This window comes from Psychrobacter sp. UBA6291 (assembly GCF_002439405.1).
GTDB lineage: Bacteria > Pseudomonadota > Gammaproteobacteria > Pseudomonadales > Moraxellaceae > Psychrobacter > Psychrobacter faecalis.
Window position 1 is genome coordinate 109560 of sequence record NZ_DJUD01000022.1, and the last position, 16537, is coordinate 126096.

Annotated in this window: 13 protein-coding genes and 1 riboswitch; of the genes, 6 read left to right on the forward strand and 7 right to left on the reverse strand. The window is 44.1% G+C overall.

Annotated features, from left to right (window positions below; all coding sequences use genetic code 11):
• Positions 1–191 precede the first annotated feature (191 nt).
• Positions 192–929 carry a LytR/AlgR family response regulator transcription factor gene (locus tag B3R91_RS03105; RefSeq protein ID WP_068407854.1) on the reverse strand — a complete coding sequence of 246 codons (738 nt, stop codon included), beginning with the start codon at positions 927–929 and terminating at the stop codon, positions 192–194.
• Between the two features lie 293 nt (positions 930–1222).
• Positions 1223–2269 carry a sensor histidine kinase gene (locus tag B3R91_RS03110; protein WP_286796454.1) on the reverse strand — a complete coding sequence of 349 codons (1047 nt, stop codon included), beginning with the start codon at positions 2267–2269 and terminating at the stop codon, positions 1223–1225.
• Positions 2270–2487: 218 nt separating this feature from the next.
• Here B3R91_RS03110 and argH point away from each other — a divergent pair, with 218 nt between their 5' ends.
• From argH to thiC, 3 genes are all read left to right on the forward strand, one after another.
• On the forward strand, positions 2488–3861 hold the full coding sequence (argH, locus tag B3R91_RS03115; RefSeq protein WP_286796539.1) for an argininosuccinate lyase: 1374 nt from the start codon (positions 2488–2490) through the stop codon (positions 3859–3861).
• Between the two features lie 345 nt (positions 3862–4206).
• Entirely contained in the window at positions 4207–4497 is a 291-nt protein-coding gene (locus B3R91_RS03120) for an oxidative damage protection protein (protein WP_068407860.1), read from the forward strand.
• Positions 4498–4666: 169 nt separating this feature from the next.
• Positions 4667–4791, forward strand: a riboswitch (TPP riboswitch).
• Between the two features lie 262 nt (positions 4792–5053).
• Entirely contained in the window at positions 5054–7027 is a 1974-nt protein-coding gene (gene thiC / locus B3R91_RS03125) for a phosphomethylpyrimidine synthase ThiC (RefSeq protein WP_286796455.1), read from the forward strand.
• Between the two features lie 86 nt (positions 7028–7113).
• Here the strand turns inward: thiC and B3R91_RS03130 are convergent, their stop codons facing one another.
• Together B3R91_RS03130 and B3R91_RS03135 are read right to left on the reverse strand one after the other, a co-directional pair.
• A complete protein-coding gene (locus B3R91_RS03130; protein WP_286796456.1) occupies positions 7114–8004 on the reverse strand; it encodes a fructose bisphosphate aldolase in 891 nt (296 codons plus the stop codon).
• A gap of 160 nt (positions 8005–8164) precedes the next feature.
• Positions 8165–9013 carry an EamA/RhaT family transporter gene (locus tag B3R91_RS03135; RefSeq protein WP_286796457.1) on the reverse strand — a complete coding sequence of 283 codons (849 nt, stop codon included), beginning with the start codon at positions 9011–9013 and terminating at the stop codon, positions 8165–8167.
• Positions 9014–9350: 337 nt separating this feature from the next.
• Between B3R91_RS03135 and B3R91_RS03140 the strand changes: the two genes are divergently transcribed.
• From B3R91_RS03140 to B3R91_RS03150, 3 genes are all read left to right on the forward strand, one after another.
• Positions 9351–11300 carry an ABC transporter ATP-binding protein gene (locus B3R91_RS03140; RefSeq protein ID WP_286796458.1) on the forward strand — a complete coding sequence of 650 codons (1950 nt, stop codon included), beginning with the start codon at positions 9351–9353 and terminating at the stop codon, positions 11298–11300.
• A 64-nt stretch (positions 11301–11364) separates the two neighbouring features.
• Positions 11365–12267, forward strand: a complete 903-nt coding sequence (locus tag B3R91_RS03145) for an alpha/beta fold hydrolase (protein ID WP_286796459.1) — start codon at positions 11365–11367, stop codon at positions 12265–12267.
• 40 nt (positions 12268–12307) lie between these two features.
• Positions 12308–12925 (forward strand): alpha-ketoglutarate-dependent dioxygenase AlkB family protein, encoded by a 618-nt coding sequence (locus B3R91_RS03150; RefSeq protein ID WP_286796460.1) that lies wholly within the window; start codon positions 12308–12310, stop codon positions 12923–12925.
• 31 nt (positions 12926–12956) lie between these two features.
• On the opposite strand, the gene B3R91_RS03155 is transcribed toward B3R91_RS03150, so the two are convergent.
• The 3 genes from B3R91_RS03155 to B3R91_RS03165 all read right to left on the reverse strand — a co-directional run bounded on the left by B3R91_RS03155 (position 12957) and on the right by B3R91_RS03165 (position 16106).
• On the reverse strand, positions 12957–13952 hold the full coding sequence (locus tag B3R91_RS03155) for an NADP-dependent oxidoreductase (RefSeq protein ID WP_286796461.1): 996 nt from the start codon (positions 13950–13952) through the stop codon (positions 12957–12959).
• Positions 13953–14032: 80 nt separating this feature from the next.
• Positions 14033–14791 (reverse strand): endonuclease/exonuclease/phosphatase family protein, encoded by a 759-nt coding sequence (locus tag B3R91_RS03160; RefSeq protein ID WP_286796462.1) that lies wholly within the window; start codon positions 14789–14791, stop codon positions 14033–14035.
• Between the two features lie 202 nt (positions 14792–14993).
• The gene (locus tag B3R91_RS03165) at positions 14994–16106 is read right to left on the reverse strand and encodes a hypothetical protein (RefSeq protein WP_200663047.1); all 1113 of its coding nucleotides are present in this window, start codon (positions 16104–16106) and stop codon (positions 14994–14996) included.
• Positions 16107–16537: the final 431 nt, after the last annotated feature.

Here is a 16537-nt window from a genome sequence, read left to right on the forward strand (position 1 = left end):
GCATTGATATTACTTTTCTCTCACTATAGTATTCAATATAAACGTTAAATGTCTTTAAACTGAGTGCTACAAAAAAATACCCCTATTTAAGCATAAATAAGGGTTTGATGATATGGCAGGATTATTTCAACAGATTACTGCGTTTGCTGCTTAGTGTATTCTAGGATGGTTTAACTGTAGACAGTTTGTCGCTACATATTTTGAATTTTTTCACGTAAAGCCGGTAGATGGCGGCGACTGACCGCTAATGTCTCATCAATACCTTTAAAGTGCAGCTGAAACTGTCCGGCATCGAGTGTTTCTAAAAAATCTAGATATTTAATATTGATAATGGCGTTGCGATGGACGCGAAACAATTTGCCTTCAAATTCTTGCTCAAGCTCTTTTAACGTATCATCAATGAGTACAATGCCGTCTTTGTGGCGTACTTTGACATACTTTTGATCGGCGGTAAAATAGTAGATGTCTTTGAGCTCAATCAGCTCCACACCGCGATGGGTACGCGCGACGATATGTTCGCGCACTGGGCGCGCAGTTGGATTCTCAAGTTTGCGAATCTCGTTTAATTGCGCCGCATTGAGATTGGTGGCTTTTTTTAACGCCTCTAGTAATTCATCTTTATTGGCAGGTTTTAACAAATAACCGATGGCGTTGGCTTTGAGCGCCGCGATGGCATAATGGTCATACGCCGTGACAAAGATAATGGCGGGTGGATGGTTTAACGTTGCAAGCTCTTGCGCGCACTCCACGCCATCCATCTCTGGCATGCGAATGTCGAGCAATATAATGTCTGGTTGCTCAGATTTTACGGCGATAATGGCCTCTATACCCGTTTTTGCTTGGGCAACCACTTCATGACCTGACTCTTTGACTATTCTAACCAAACGCTCGCGAGCTAAGGGCTCATCATCACAAACAACAATCCGCATTCAAACTCCTTTATAAGTGCCTACTTATAAATCTTTTAAAGTATTAATAACCTATCAATCTTTAACACTCATCCCTTAGTAAGAATGCAACTCCCTACTTAAGTTATAAACCAACTGCCATACTTGTGCAAGCCACGAATCTAACTTTGCCGTTTAAATGCTTTAGCCCTGCATAACAGCTTAGACGGTGCAATAAATATGCCACGATAAATGCTTTGTAATAAATGACTGACGCTTACAATTTAGAGAAAAAATTTTTAGGGAAAACGTTTTAAAAAGGAAGAAAGAAAGGATTATAAACTGACATCTTGCAGCGGATAGCTAATATTAGTAAGAATTTGTTTATTCGTTATACTGCTTTGAATGTCGGCACTTTGACCAAAATAGGCGCGCAGACGTTGCGCCTGAATCATAAAATCCATATGTTGGCGTAAGTCATGGTTAATCAACAAGGTTTTTTTCGGCAGCTGCACGCTAATGGTAATGTCGACCCGATGCTGCAACCAAGTGACTTTTATATCAATATAAATGGTTTCGGTGGTCATCCTAATGACGTTCACCAACATTTTTTCAATCACGCTTTGTAAGGTTAACGCCGTAATCACCATGTCATACATGACGTCTTCTTTTGGCAATTGCCAGTTTACTACCAATTTATCTGCTAAGCGGATGGATTCAATAGCCAAGTAATGCTCACACAGGGCAATCTCTTCTTCAAAGCTGATCTCACGCGCGCCATTAAAACTGGCACGAAATAGCGCTGAGACGTGCTGCAATAAAATAGCGGCGCGCTGCGGCTCAGACTCAATCAGCGACATCAAAGTATTGATGGTATTAAAAAAGAAATGCGGCGCTAGGCGAGCTTTTAACACATCATTTTGGGCGCTCAATTTTTGCTCAAATGAGTGCTTTAGCGCATTTAGCTCACGATAACGCCTTAAAAAAAACAACAAGGCGGCAACGGTAAATCCGGCGGCTATCACCGTATTAAACACAATGATTGAGATAAAATCCGCCAAGTTATAGTTAAACCAGCCAGCGTTTATCATAATGAGCAAGGCCAACGCGACGGTCACCGCCGTGGCAGTGGTCAAAATGAGTAAAACATACATACTGACGGTCGTTACGCGTAAGCCTTTAAAAACTGGACGTAGATAATCGATGAGATAAAAAGAAGGAATCAAGGCCAAGCTGGTTTGAATGAATCTTGCCATAAACTTGATAATAAACTGCATCTCATTAACCACGCTATGACGATCGACAATCGCCACAAACAGCGACCAAAAAAAGATTGCCAGCAGCCATTGCCAAGGCTTCATCATCTCCATGAGCTTGGGCATAAAAAACTCTAAGCGCTCCGCTAGCAAGGCAACCTCATCATTTGCTATACTTGAGTTCTTATTCTCTTGACTTGTCTTGTACCGATATGAACGCCAACTCTTCAAATAGTATTAATCCTAATTCAAATAAAAATTCATCTACTCCTGATTCTAGCATAGATGCTTCTATAACCAACACTCCTGCGCCGCAAAGCGCTACAGGTGGTCAAGGTCAGCAGATGTGGGGCGGGCGCTTTAGTGAAGCGACTGATAGCTTCGTTGCCGCCTTTACCGCTTCTGTCGGCTTTGACCAACGCTTTGCTCGTCATGACATTCAAGGCTCAATCGCCCATGCAACCATGCTGAAAGAATGCGGCATTTTAAGTGCTGATGAGGTTGCAACCATTATCGATGGTTTACAGCAAGTGCTGCGCGAGATTGAAGCTGGGGACTTTAACTGGTCGATTGCGCTTGAAGACGTGCACATGAATGTCGAATCGCGCTTGACGGATATCGTCGGTGCGGTTGGTAAGAAACTACATACTGGCCGTAGCCGTAACGATCAGGTTGCGACCGATATTCGTCTATGGTTGCGTGAAGAAACCGACAATATCATCGCGCTACTGGTACGTTTGCAAAGCGGTTTACTAGATTTAGCTGAGCAGCATACCGATACCATCATGCCGGGTTTTACCCATTTGCAAACTGCACAACCTGTGAGCTTTGGTCATCACGTGATGGCGTGGTTTGAGATGCTCTACCGCGATACCGAGCGTCTGGTCGATGCCCGTCGCCGTATCAATCAGATGCCGCTTGGTAGTGCTGCCCTTGCTGGTACAACCTTTCCGATTGATCGTACCATCACGGCCAAATTGCTAGGTTTTGACGGTATTTGCCAAAACTCTTTAGACGCTGTCTCAGACCGTGACTTTGCCATTGAGTTTACCTCGGCGGCTTCTATCTTAATGATGCATATGTCGCGTATGAGCGAAGAGATTATCCTATGGATGTCAGCGCAATTTAACTTTGTGCAGATACCAGATCGCTTTTGTACTGGCTCATCTATCATGCCACAAAAGAAAAACCCTGACGTGCCAGAGTTAGTACGCGGTAAAGCGGCGCGTGTGTTTGGCCAACTAATGACGCTGCTTAGCCTGATGAAAAGTCAGCCGCTTGCCTATAATAAAGACAACCAAGAAGATAAAGAGCCGCTATTTGATTGCGTCGATACTTTGACGGGTTCGCTACTCGCCTTTGCCGATATGCTACCGAATATTACTCCGAATAAGGAAAACATGCGCGCTGCCACCCTGAAAGGCTATGCAACTGCGACCGATTTGGCTGATTATTTGGTTCGCCGCGGTGTTGCTTTCCGTGATGCCCATGAAGTGGTCGGCAATGCCGTTGCTTTGGGTATTCGCGAGGGTGTTGATTTGAGCGATTTGTCATTGGCGCAGTTGCAGCAGTTTAGCGCTGCTATTGGCGATGATGTTTTTGACTATCTAACGCTAGAAGGCTCATTGGCCGCTCGTGACCATTTAGGCGGTACCGCGCCAAATCAAGTCAAACAGGCAGTGGTTAATGGACGCGCGCGCCTAAAAGTTTTTGCTTAAAAGCCTTTTTAAAGTTGAAGCTAGCAATAAAACTGTGCTTTAAAACCAGCGCTTTTCTCTAACACCCGCCATTGTGCGGGTGTTTTTTTGTCATGCCTGATTTTGCCAGCACTGGATATAGTCAAGGAATTTTAAAATCGCTACAAGGCGATCTACCGCAGATAGTACACTGAGTACATCTAGGGCGAGCAACACCGTAGCGGTTTAAAAGTACGCCGACTATAGATTTGATGTTACCTTCTCTACACCTGATACGCTTTGCTAAATCGTGCAAGCGCGTTATGATAGATGAATACCAATATTCGAGACAATAATTTAATACCCCTAATTAATAAGGATTGCCTGATGACTGAGACTTTTAATCCACAAGCCAATACCGTTTTTTGCCGCAAATATAAGCAAGAATTGCCAAAAATGCCGCATCCGCCATTTCCTAATAAAAAAGGTCAAGAGCTACAAGAAACCGTCTCTGACAAAGCTTGGAAAGAATGGCTTGAGCAGCAAACCATGCTGATTAACGAAAACCATCTCAGCATGATGGACCCTGAAGCCAAAAAGTTCTTAACCGAGCAACGCGAAAAGTTTCTGGACAACGAAGACTATGAGCGCGCTCAAGGTTGGACGCCAGAAAAATAATACGCATGATAATTTTTATTAATTAAAAAGAATGTCATTAATTGAAAAACTGTCATTGATTAAAAGACAGTGATTACATTAATAACAGCAAGATTGCCTCTCTACTAACAAACGGCAAATGACTAGGCATCATCCCTATAGTTTGTTAGTATAAGACTGATTTACAACACTGACAGACTCGGGGTGCGGTGTATGACAAGCTTAGTTTATAAGCTATTTCATACATTCGCTGAGAGATCACCCGCCGAACCTGATGCGGTTAGTACCGACGCAGGGAAGTCTTAAGACTATGTTTTATATACAAAGGGCGCGCAGAAATGCCTTTTTATTATTGCTCATACTTCATGTGCTAGCGTTTTTACGCGGCCATGAGGCAAGCAATAAAAAGCGGCGCCTACCAATCATTTAACAACCGCATTAGATTCATTTTCAATGAAAGTTGAATTTAAGAATAGTGCACGTGTTTGATGATTGAATTTGTCTATCTTGCATCGTCTTACCCCGCAGCTACTGGCGGTGTTGCTTTTATTCAAAAACCAACACGCTAGGACAGCATATGAACCTCACACAAAATACTTCAACTCCTATTGCCAAAACTTCTGACAAAAAAGCCGACGCCCTAAAAACGCCTGCCCATCGTACCGCCAATGATGCTCGCTTTGAAGAAGACGCCCGCGACTTACACCGTATCTTACCCGCTTCTAAAAAAGTCTATATCGGGGGCTCACGGCCCGATATCCAAGTACCGATGCGCGAGATTACCCTTGACCCTACCCCCATACAAGGGGTAAGCGAGTCCGAATGGGAACAAAACCCACCATTTTATGTTTATGACACTTCTGGTGTTTACACCGACCCCAATGCCGACATTGATTTGACCCGTGGTTTGCCCAAATTGCGTGAAGGCTGGATAGCTGAGCGCGGTGATACCGAGCAATTAAGTGGCTTATCTAGCTCATACGGACAAGCGCGCGCCCGTGATATCAGTACCGCTAATTTAAGATTTGCGCATATCGATAAACCACGTCGTGCCTTAGCAGGAAAGAACGTCACGCAAATGCATTACGCGCGTCGCGGTATTATTACCCCTGAAATGGAATATATCGCCATTCGTGAGACGCAAAAACAGCATGAACTGACCGATATGCGCCAGCATGACGGCGAGAGCTTCGGTGCCAATACGCCAAAAATCATCACCCCTGAGTTTGTCCGTGATGAAGTGGCCGCTGGTCGCGCCATTATCCCCAACAACATCAATCACCCTGAATCTGAGCCGATGATTATCGGGCGTAACTTCTTGGTGAAAATTAACGCCAATATCGGCAATTCAGCGCTCGGCTCATCTATCGATGAAGAAGTGTCAAAAATGACCTGGGCAACACGCTGGGGCGCCGATACCATTATGGATTTATCGACTGGTAATCATATCCATGAGACCCGTGAATGGTTGATTCGTAACTCGCCAGTGCCAATTGGTACGGTGCCGATTTATCAAGCCTTAGAGAAAGTCGATGGCGTTGCCGAAGACTTAACGTGGGAGATATTCCGCGATACCTTGATTGAGCAAGCCGAGCAAGGCGTTGATTACTTTACCATTCACGCTGGCGTACTGCTACGTTATGTACCGCTGACGGCAAATCGCTTGACGGGCATCGTCTCGCGTGGCGGCTCTATCATGGCACAGTGGTGTTTGGCCCATCATAAAGAGAGCTTTTTATACACGCATTTTGAAGATATCTGCGAGATTATGAAGCAGTATGATGTGGCATTTAGCTTAGGCGATGGCTTACGTCCGGGCTGTTTGCAAGATGCCAATGACGAAGCGCAATTTGGCGAGCTACGTACCCTTGGCGAGCTAACCAAAGTCGCTTGGAAGCACGATGTGCAGGTGATGATTGAAGGTCCTGGGCACGTAGCGATGAACCGTATTAAAGAAAATATGGACTTGCAGCTTGAGCTATGCGCCGATGCCCCTTTTTATACCTTAGGGCCTTTGACGACTGACATTGCTCCCGGTTATGACCATATCACCAGCGCCATTGGTGCGGCGATGATTGGTTGGTTCGGTACGGCAATGCTTTGCTATGTAACCCCAAAAGAGCATTTAGGTCTACCAAATAAAAAGGACGTCAAAGACGGTATCATCACTTATAAAATCGCCGCTCATGCTGCCGACCTTGCTAAAGGCCACCCGGGCGCACAAGCACGTGACAATGCTTTGTCCAAAGCGCGTTTTGAGTTCCGCTGGGATGATCAGTTTAATCTGGCGCTCGACCCTGATACGGCGCGTGAATATCATGACGAGACGTTACCAAAAGACGCCCATAAGTCGGCGCACTTTTGCTCGATGTGCGGACCGAAGTTTTGCTCGATCAAAATCACTCAAAACGTACGTGAGTATGCTAAAGGTTTAGATGCAAAAGAAAATCTAAGCGCAGGCGTCATGAGTGCAACTGAGATTGCTCAAGGTATGGCAAAGATGACCGAAAAATATCATGCCGAGGGTCGCCAGTTGTATAAAGAAGCTTAAGCGATTAACGTTAATGCTTAATTCACAAAAAAGCGCTACTCATAAGTAGCGCTTTTTATTTCAAACTGTTTTATCTTTATAGTAGATTAAATCTTTGATGCTTCGTAAATCTCTTTAATAGAAGTATTAATCGTATCAGCAAACTCTGCGTCGCTTTGTTGCTTACTTAAGCCTTCGGTAAAAGCACGCGAGAAGCTCGCAATCATACCGGGATTTTGCTTCAATTTTTCACAGGCGTCATGACGACTATAACCACCTGATAGCGCCACTACTTTTAGCACTTTTGGGTGATCAATCAGCTCTTGATAAAATCCGTCTTCTTCAGGTAAAGTCAGTTTTAGCATCACTTGATGATCATCGTCTAAACGCTCAAGATTGTGCAAAATACTGGTTTTAAGGATGATTTCGCAGTCATGCTTTTTGCTACTGTTGATATCCACTTCTGGCTCAACGATTGGCATAAAACCTTTAGAGAGAATTTGCTTTGCGACATCAAACTGCTGCTGAACGACAAGCTCGATACCATCGACACTTGGCTCATAAATGACTGAGCGCATCTTGGTACCAAATACCGGATAATTTTTTGCCTTATCCAACAACAAATCTAGATTGGGCATCGGACGCATGACCTGTACGCCGTTCATGTGTTCAGCCAAACCCTTATCTACCTTTAAAAACGGTACGATATTTTTATCTTCCCATAGGTAATTGGCGGTCGGTTTGCCATTAACCTCGCGCTCCATGGTATCTTCAAATAAAATCGCGCCGAGCACACGCTCATTATCAAAGGCATCACAAGTCATGATACGCGCGCGCATGTCATGCACCAAATCAAACATCGCCTCGTCATTGTCATAAGCATCGCCGCTGACGCCATAGTTCTCTAATGCTTTTGGCGTGCTGCCACCACTTTGGTCAAGCGCGGCGATAAATCCTGAGCCATTTTTTATATGCTGTAGTTGTTTTTCGTATTCCATTGAATGGGTATCCTATCCTAATTAATAAGGGTCAAACGTTATTATAATAAGTCAATCAGCCCTCAACCGTGTGAGCCTGACTGTCAGTTACCTTATCATAGGACATGCCACCTGCCTATTGTTGATAAGTTAAAATTTTGCCCATTTCACAGTAGCAAGATTAAAGCAAAAACAATACCGCTACACAACCAATCGCCAGTAATAAACCGACGATATTGATACGATTGAGGCGCTCTTTAAATACCCCAACCCCTATCAAGGTGGCCACCGCAATCACGCCGACGTTCATGCCTGTAAAGACGATACTTGGCGACTCAGACAATACTTGATGAGCACGCACATAAGCATAGATATTGCCCATATTGAGCGCGCCGAGTAATAATCCTGCGCTAAGAGCATTGCCCTGCCAGCGCACGCGCGTGCTAAGCAGGTAAACGAGTAGCAGCAAACCTGCCAGCCCAAAGGTCACAAATAAGGTTAAAGGAAACGCCGCGCCTTGTTTGGCAACTTGTTTGAACAAAATATCAATCACGCCGTAACCGAGCCAAACGCCAAATAACCAAAGCGGCGTCTGCTTTGCTTGGCTATTTATAAGCCCGTGCTGCGGACGATAAACCAAAGCAGCGAGTGCTAAAAATCCTAACAACAGACCAAATATGCGCGTACCCGTTAATACTTCGCCAAATAATAAAAAAGCAGCAACGATAGGAATGATAAGCGATAAACGCTGAGCAGCATCGGTTGCTACCATCCCGACCGATTCAATCGCCCGCCCAAGGATAACAAACACTGCTGGCAACAAGATACCAAGCGCAATAATGATGCCCCAGGCATTGCCAAGTGCGCCGATACTACTAACATCTGGTTTTAATAACAGCCAAGTTAATAGAAATGCCACGGGATATCCCGCCACGATGGTTTGGAGAATATCGATATTTTTTTGGCGTAATATTTTTAAAAGTACGGAAACAGCGACGCTACAGAGCACCGCTATTATGAGATACATCATCAACTTTATCCTTGTTAAGTCGCAACTTTGCGTGTTCATAAGCGTTTATTATTCGTATGAGTAAAAGAATGCTCATTCATTAGCCAATTTTTCGATTATTAAAACGTATAAATAAAGGAAAGCAATAAACTAAAAGAAATGATGGAATGTAACAAAATATTTCATCTGCAGCAATCTAATTATTGTGCGCTTGATTGTTCAGCTTACAATTAGCATGCAGGCATGAGGACGAATTTTGTTAAAATAACCAGCAATCCTAATAACAAAAGTAACGATTCACGATAGCGCTTGACGGCGTTTATCTTGGCGTACTGCTATGAATGCTCTTTGACTGCCTATGAACGCTCTATTTCGCTTTTTTGAAACTCGTCTGCCCGCCTTTCCTGAGACGCCTATGCCGCTGCCTTCACCGCGTGAAGGTATGCTCAAATTTATGTGGGCATGTACCAAAGGGTTACGCGGTTGGTTATTGCTATTTATGATTTTGTCCGCTGGCATCGGTATCTACGAGGCCATGCTATTTGCGTGGATTGGCAATATCGTCGATTGGCTTGGCGTTTATACGCCGCAAAATCTGTGGGCAGAAAAAGGCGATATGCTGCTTTTGATACTGACCGTGATGATTTTAAGTCCGCTTTGGATTGCCCTATCGTCATTTATTCATTTCCAAACCTTGCAAGGCGTCTTCCCGATGCAGATGCGCTGGCGTTTTCATCAGCGTATGCTTGGGCAATCGATGCAGTTTTATCAAGACGAATTCTCAGGTCGCGTCTCTGCTAAAGTGATGCAAACGGCGTTGGCGGTGCGCGATACCGTGATGACGGTCACCGACATGTTTATGTACGTCGCCGTTTACTTCATTACTTCTGGCATTATTTTATTTAATTTAGACAGCTTATTATTGATTCCATTTATTGTGTGGTTTGTCTTGGTATGGCTGGCGATGTGGTATTTTATTCCCAAACTTAAACAAACGGCGATTGTACAGGCCGATGCTCGCGCGTTAATGACGGGCCGCATCACTGATGCGTATGCCAATATCATGACGGTCAAACTGTTTAGCCACTCGCGCCGCGAGCTCGATTATGCCAAAAATGCCATGGGACAGTTTTTAGGTACGGTCCATGCGCAAATGCGCTGGGTCAGCTACCTTGAGGTATCAACCCACCTAATCAGTGTGATTTTGGTCAGTAGTACGGCCGGTGTCGGAATTTATTTATGGCAACAAAGCGCTGTTGGTGTTGGGGCAATTGCCGCTGCCACGGCGATGGCGCTGCGATTAAATGGCCTGACGCGCTGGATTATGTGGCAAACTGCTAGCCTGTTTGAAAGTATCGGGACGGTACAAGACGGGATGCGCACCTTATCTGCCCCGCAAACCATCGTCGATAAGCCAAATGCTTCTATCCTTAAAGTCAGCGATGGTCATATCGTTTTCGACCACGTTGATTTTAGTTATGAAGGCGAAGACGATGCCACAGGTTTAAACAAGCATAAATCAGACAAGCCTTTAGATAACATGAATGAAGATGCTGCTATTCCTGCTGCGGATTCTGCAGCGGGAACTTCATACGCTAAGCTATTAGATAACTTTTACTTAGATATCAAATCGGGCGAGAAAATCGGTCTGGTTGGGCGTTCTGGCGCTGGTAAATCAACTTTGGTTAATCTACTCCTGCGCTTCTTTGATGTTGATAAAGGGAAAATCTATATCGACGGGCAAGCGATTGACGAAGTTACCCAAGAATCGCTGCGTCAGCAAATCGGTATGGTCACCCAAGATACCTCGTTATTGCACCGTACTGTGCGCGAAAATATCGCTTACGGTCGTCCTGACGCAACCGATGAGGAAATCATTACAGCTGCTAAGCAAGCGCAAGCGTGGGACTTTATCAAAGATTTATACGATGATAAAGGCAATACCGGTCTTGATACCCAAGTCGGCGAGCGCGGCGTTAAGCTCTCTGGCGGTCAACGTCAGCGCATCGCTATCTCACGCGTGATGCTAAAAAATGCGCCGATTTTGTTACTGGACGAGGCGACCAGTGCACTTGATTCTGAGATTGAATTTGCCATTACCGAAAGCCTAAACGATATCATGACCGGCAAAACTGTGATTGCGATTGCGCATCGATTATCGACCATTGCCGCGCTAGATAGATTGGTGGTCATGGATAAAGGCCGTATCATCGAGCAAGGCAGTCATGATGAACTACTGGCGTTAAATGGCGTTTATGCGCGTTTATGGCAGCGTCAAAGTGGCGGCTTCTTAGGTGAAGACAGTTAATTGAAAACTAACAATAAAATGTAAGATAACGGTTAAAAAACCGCCACAAGGAAGTGTGATTTTTATGGAAACTTTTACCAAACGTATTAATATCAGTGGCAAGCAAGCGCGCTATTATGATTTAGAGCAGTTGAACCAAGCTGCAAATCAAGCAGACAAACCGAACCACCATAAACGCCCGCCTGCTCATTTTTATGGTGGTAACAGCTTTACTGTTGGTACTTATGCGCCATTGTTAAATGAGCTCGCAACAGAGTTTGATTTATCGGCACTAGCGCTACGTGGTTATTGGTATGACAAACCGCAAGCGCCGCGTCTGACCCGCGAGCAAGATGCCGATTTACTGATTGAGTTTTTGGAAAAAACTCAAGACGCCCCTATCGTGGGGATCGGGCATTCGCAAGGCGCAACAGCGACCGCCATAGCAGCAGCGAAACGCCCCGATTTATTCTCGCAGTTATATCTTATCGAGCCTGTCACCTTTACTAAAAAACAAGCAACGCTTTATAGCTTACTACCGCGCAAGATATTGCTAAGCCGTGAACCTTTTAAAAGCACCCTAACCAAGCAGGTTACATGGGCAAGTATCGATGATTATTATGAGCATTTGCGCGCACAACGGGCTTATAAACGTATCAGTGATGAGCACTTAAAAGTATTTGCTGAGCAAAGTTTGACGGCCAATAATAATGGCAGCTATAGCTTGATGTTTGCCCCCGAGCAAGAGCTTGCCAATTATTTTGGTGCGCCTCATATCGATGCAGCATTAAAAAAACTGCGCTGCCCTTATACCTTAATCACCGGCAAACCAACTTTGTTTATCAATGATAAAGTACGCAAACAATGGCAAGGATTTGTTCCCGCAGATAGCATTATCTCTTTGCCAGATTACGGTCATCTTTTGCCAATGGAAGCACCTGAATTGTGCGCGCAAATTATTAATGAACATTATGAAAGCAATAAATAAGCCGAGCGATATGGAATGTAGGATATACGGAATATGAGCGATGAGCGACCTTTTTGCCCCTGCACCGACCGATAATTTATTGCCTTATGATGGCAAGGTAAATGATTTAGGAATCGTGATTGACTATCCAAGTGCCCTATATTATGCCTTGTTGACGACGCTGCCTTGGCAATCTGATATCGTCACTTTATTTGGTAAGACCCACGTCACCACTCGGCAAATAGTATGGATGGGCGACAGCGCTGCCAGTTATCAATATTCTGGGCACAGGCGGCAAGCCATTGCATGGACAGACTCGGTGTTTCATGTGAAACATCATATCGAGCGGCAACTATTAAAAATCGGAGTTAATGCCAACTTTAATTCTTGTTTGCTAAATTACTATCCGACTGGCGACGATGGTATGGGGTATCATGCCGATGATGAGAGGGAGCTTGGCGAGCAGCCGATTATCGCCTCTTTGTCACTCGGAGCGACGCGCAAGTTTGTCTTGAAGCATAAAAAAACTCAAGATAAAGTTGAGCTTTATCTTGAGTCCGGTCAGCTTATCGTCATGCATGGTGAGACGCAAAAATATTGGAAGCATACTGTCACTAAGACAAAAACAGTTTTAGAGGGACGTATTAGCTTAACCTTTAGGCAAATGATATTAGGTTAAGCAGGTTTGGCTTAATTTAAGCAACTCTGCCTTAGCTTGCTTTGAGCACAATCTTGCCAAAGGTATCGCCTTTTTCTAGCTCGCGATGGGCAGTAACTACTTCAGACAATGGATAGGTTTGCTGAATTTGTAAAATTAGCGTGCCATCAGCGACATCTTGTAAAACCTTTGCCATATCTTCGCCATTTGGCTTTACCGCGTAGCCGTCGACGCTCAAGTTTTTATTACTACCAGCATCTTTTAGTTTATCAACCCAAATGGTCGGTAACACTTTAACGCGACCACCAGATTTGAGTGTGCTCAAAGCGCGCACGCCGGCATCGTCACCGACCAAGTCCATCAGTACATCGGCTTGTAAGTCAGGAAAATCTTGGTCTTTGGTATAATCTATCCAACCTTCCAACTTGCTTTTATCTATCAATTTATCAAGTTTGGCGTATTTTTCTGGTGAGCAAATAAGCGTGACTTTGATAGTATCTGACGCTACCTTTTTCAGTAAAAACTGAATCGCTAAATGTCCAACGCCGCCCGCGGGCGCGTTTATTACCACGTGTTCACCGTCTTTAATGTCGGCAAACTCTACAAACTGTAACGCCGTTTGCCCGATACAAGGCAATGCTCCTGCTTGCTCTAATGTCACCGCCTGTGGTACTTTTGCCAGTAAATCAGCATCGACCGCCACGTATTCAGCGTAGCAGCTGCCATCAAAACTAAGGGCCGCGACGTCATCTCCAATGGTAAATTTATCGCTATTACTTTTGACCACCGTCCCTGCAACATCAAAGCCTAAAATAGCGGGCTCGCCTTTATCAAAGTTATTTTTTTGAATCGCATCGGCGCCCCAGCCTTTACCTTGACGGGTTTTATAATCGACGGGATTGATACCGGCATAAGCGACTTGTATTAATACTTGGTTATCCTTTAATGCAGGCATAGCCACGCCGTCTTGATATGTCATGACTTCAGGTTCGCCAAACTCGCGTATCTGTACGGCGTGCTGCGTCGTTGGTAGGTGTTTATCAGACATGATTTTTCATCCTTGTATTATTCTAATTTCTCTTTTTTGGTTAGTTTCTTACTTGTTATCCATTAACTGATAACAGCAATTCATAACAATGCTAATTCTGCACTTAGCGGCAAATGATCCGATAGTGTTGACCAAGGCTTACCGGTATGTACCCACGCGTCTTTTACCCTTAGATTGCGCACATAGATACGGTCTAGACTGAGCACAGGCAATTTTGCTGGAAAGGTTGGTAGCAATTTGCCATGACAGTGTTTAAAAGCTTCGGTCATCCCCAAGCTTGAAGCGAGCCTGTCACAAGACATTTTTTTCCAGTCGTTAAAATCGCCCGCCAAAATCAGCGGCTGATCGGCAGTAATCTCATTACGCACATAATTGGAGATGGCTTCGTACTGCTTGATGCGGTCGCGCTCAAAGAGATTTAAATGGGCGCATAACACCACCACTGGCATCTCCCACCCTAGCGGCTGCACTTCACAGTGCAAGACACCGCGCTGCTCAAGTTTATTCACCGTAATATTGACGTTATGTTTTGGGTCTAGCGGAAAGCGACTCAACACCGCATTGCCATGATGACCGTTTTCATACTCTGAGTTTTTGCCATAGCTGTTTTGCAGTTGCAGATATTCACCAAACCATTCGTGCTGTGATTGGTCGGGGTATTCGTTATATTGCATATTGCGCTTGAGGTTTTGCCCCTGCACTTCTTGCAGGCAAAGAATGTCTGAGCCGATGATATCAAGCGCTTGGGCGATACCCTGTATCTTCACTTGGCGATTCATCGGCGACATGCCTTTATGAATGTTGTAGCTGGTTAAAACAAAAGAGGTGGTATTAGTCATAAATTTATCAGTTATAAACTCAATATGGATAGCGTAAGGGTGAACAGCGTTTTATTAAAAACTTATCAAATGACACCGGTCATCAGATAAACATGAACCTAGGTTATTATAAAAAAGAGCATTGATTCATATCGAACCAATGCTCCCATATTATACCTAAGTCGTAACGATGGCTAACTCATTAACGAATAGCAGCTATCAATTAATAGCGCGTTACCAGAGCAATTGGCTGATCTTCACCCATCAGCTCCTGCGGCATGAATACGGCTTTGCCACCGTTATGAATGACGTGTTCGATGATTTCACCAACCGCATCATCAGTCACGCCTTGGGCAGTCGCATCATCAGCCATGCTTAAAGTCTGCGCCGCTTCATCGATCATAGCCGGTTGCATGTAACCGCGACGAACATATAAAGTCTCGCCAACCCCTTGGAAGGCGCTGCGGTACACTTCTTGTAAATCCGTTTGCAGCATATTGGCACCGCGCGCTTTGTCAATTTCACCCATAGCGGCTTGATGTAATGACGAGCGATAATTTTCAACCGCTTCTTGTACGCTATCAACGATATGCTGCGCGCTGCCTTCTTCCAAATTGGTGGCATTTGAAACGGTAGCAATAATATTATCTGGACGATCACAAACATCTTTATAATAACCGATATTTTTGGTATCCCCAACGATGACTAAAGGCATTTTATGCTCGCCCCATAGCTCTTGTACGCTCTTATCTACTTGGTTAAAGAACTCTTTTAGATAGCTACTCTCGTTATTTGCTGAGCGATCAGAGCCTGCATCACCCGTTGTATATAAACCATTATTTTCTACAGGAAACGGAATATTTTCCATATTGTTTTGTGCATCAGTATCTTGATCAAACTCCTTGACCACACGGTCGTTAGACGCTTCAATCAAGCGCGCCTTATCACGGGTTAATACTACCGTATAATAATGCACGGCGCTGGCCATATCACGCACCAAATCACGCGTTGCAAATCTATCAGAGATGATCACGCGCTCTTTGGTATCAATAGGCATACGGACGATTTGAGCATCGTCAGTGCTAGCAAATATGGCTAAGGTATCTAAGTTATAGTTGTGATTTAGGTCACTGGTTTTATTTTTGATATTTTCTAAAATAGAGGTGGCGGTACTTTTGTCGTACTCGTTATTTAGGCGCTCTTCGACGACTTTTAATTGGTTTTTTAGGGCGATAGGATCCTTTTGATTGTCAGGATGCTCACGGTGGGTTTTGACAAAAATACTGACCGCTGGATTGGCTTTGGTCTCACGTAGACTTTTAAGAGTTGCTTTCATAAATACTGCTCCTTATCTTATTATGATTGGTTGGTATTGCAAAATTGTCTTAGAATTTGAAAATTATTTTTAATAACTGCCTTGTATTTAATTTATTATATTAAGTCCTTGTATTACTAAGATGCTAACAACTTGTCCTCACTCCCTGTAGGGTTAATTTGCAAGTAAATGATGACGCTTTGTAAGTGAAACTTAGCTAACTATCGGTCATATCGATAATTAGCGCTAGGTTATTATCCAATTGGACATTTCTAAAAATCCCATTTGTAAAATGAACACTCTAAAACCAATTATAACGCTGGCTTGTATTTCAACCGCGTCATACCCATCTTTTAGATAACCTTTACTTTAAATTACGTCTTAAACTACGTTTTAAATAACGTTCATAGCACTTTATCTAAATCATAATAATTTATTCATTACTAACAGAC

Bases quoted from the DNA above. Each gene is read 5' to 3' on its own strand.
- B3R91_RS03140 (WP_286796458.1), top strand. From the start codon at position 9,351: ATGAACGCTCTATTTCGCTTTTTTGAAACTCGTCTGCCCGCCTTTCCT.
- B3R91_RS03135 (WP_286796457.1), bottom strand. From the start codon at position 9,013: ATGATGTATCTCATAATAGCGGTGCTCTGTAGCGTCGCTGTTTCCGTA.
- thiC (WP_286796455.1), top strand. From the start codon at position 5,054: ATGAACCTCACACAAAATACTTCAACTCCTATTGCCAAAACTTCTGAC.
- B3R91_RS03120 (WP_068407860.1), top strand. From the start codon at position 4,207: ATGACTGAGACTTTTAATCCACAAGCCAATACCGTTTTTTGCCGCAAA.
- argH (WP_286796539.1), top strand. From the start codon at position 2,488: ATGTGGGGCGGGCGCTTTAGTGAAGCGACTGATAGCTTCGTTGCCGCC.
- B3R91_RS03155 (WP_286796461.1), bottom strand. From the start codon at position 13,952: ATGTCTGATAAACACCTACCAACGACGCAGCACGCCGTACAGATACGC.
- B3R91_RS03130 (WP_286796456.1), bottom strand. From the start codon at position 8,004: ATGGAATACGAAAAACAACTACAGCATATAAAAAATGGCTCAGGATTT.
- B3R91_RS03150 (WP_286796460.1), top strand. From the start codon at position 12,308: ATGAGCGACCTTTTTGCCCCTGCACCGACCGATAATTTATTGCCTTAT.
- B3R91_RS03105 (WP_068407854.1), bottom strand. From the start codon at position 929: ATGCGGATTGTTGTTTGTGATGATGAGCCCTTAGCTCGCGAGCGTTTG.
- B3R91_RS03165 (WP_200663047.1), bottom strand. From the start codon at position 16,106: ATGAAAGCAACTCTTAAAAGTCTACGTGAGACCAAAGCCAATCCAGCG.
- B3R91_RS03145 (WP_286796459.1), top strand. From the start codon at position 11,365: ATGGAAACTTTTACCAAACGTATTAATATCAGTGGCAAGCAAGCGCGC.
- B3R91_RS03110 (WP_286796454.1), bottom strand. From the start codon at position 2,269: ATGCCCAAGCTCATGGAGATGATGAAGCCTTGGCAATGGCTGCTGGCA.
- B3R91_RS03160 (WP_286796462.1), bottom strand. From the start codon at position 14,791: ATGACTAATACCACCTCTTTTGTTTTAACCAGCTACAACATTCATAAA.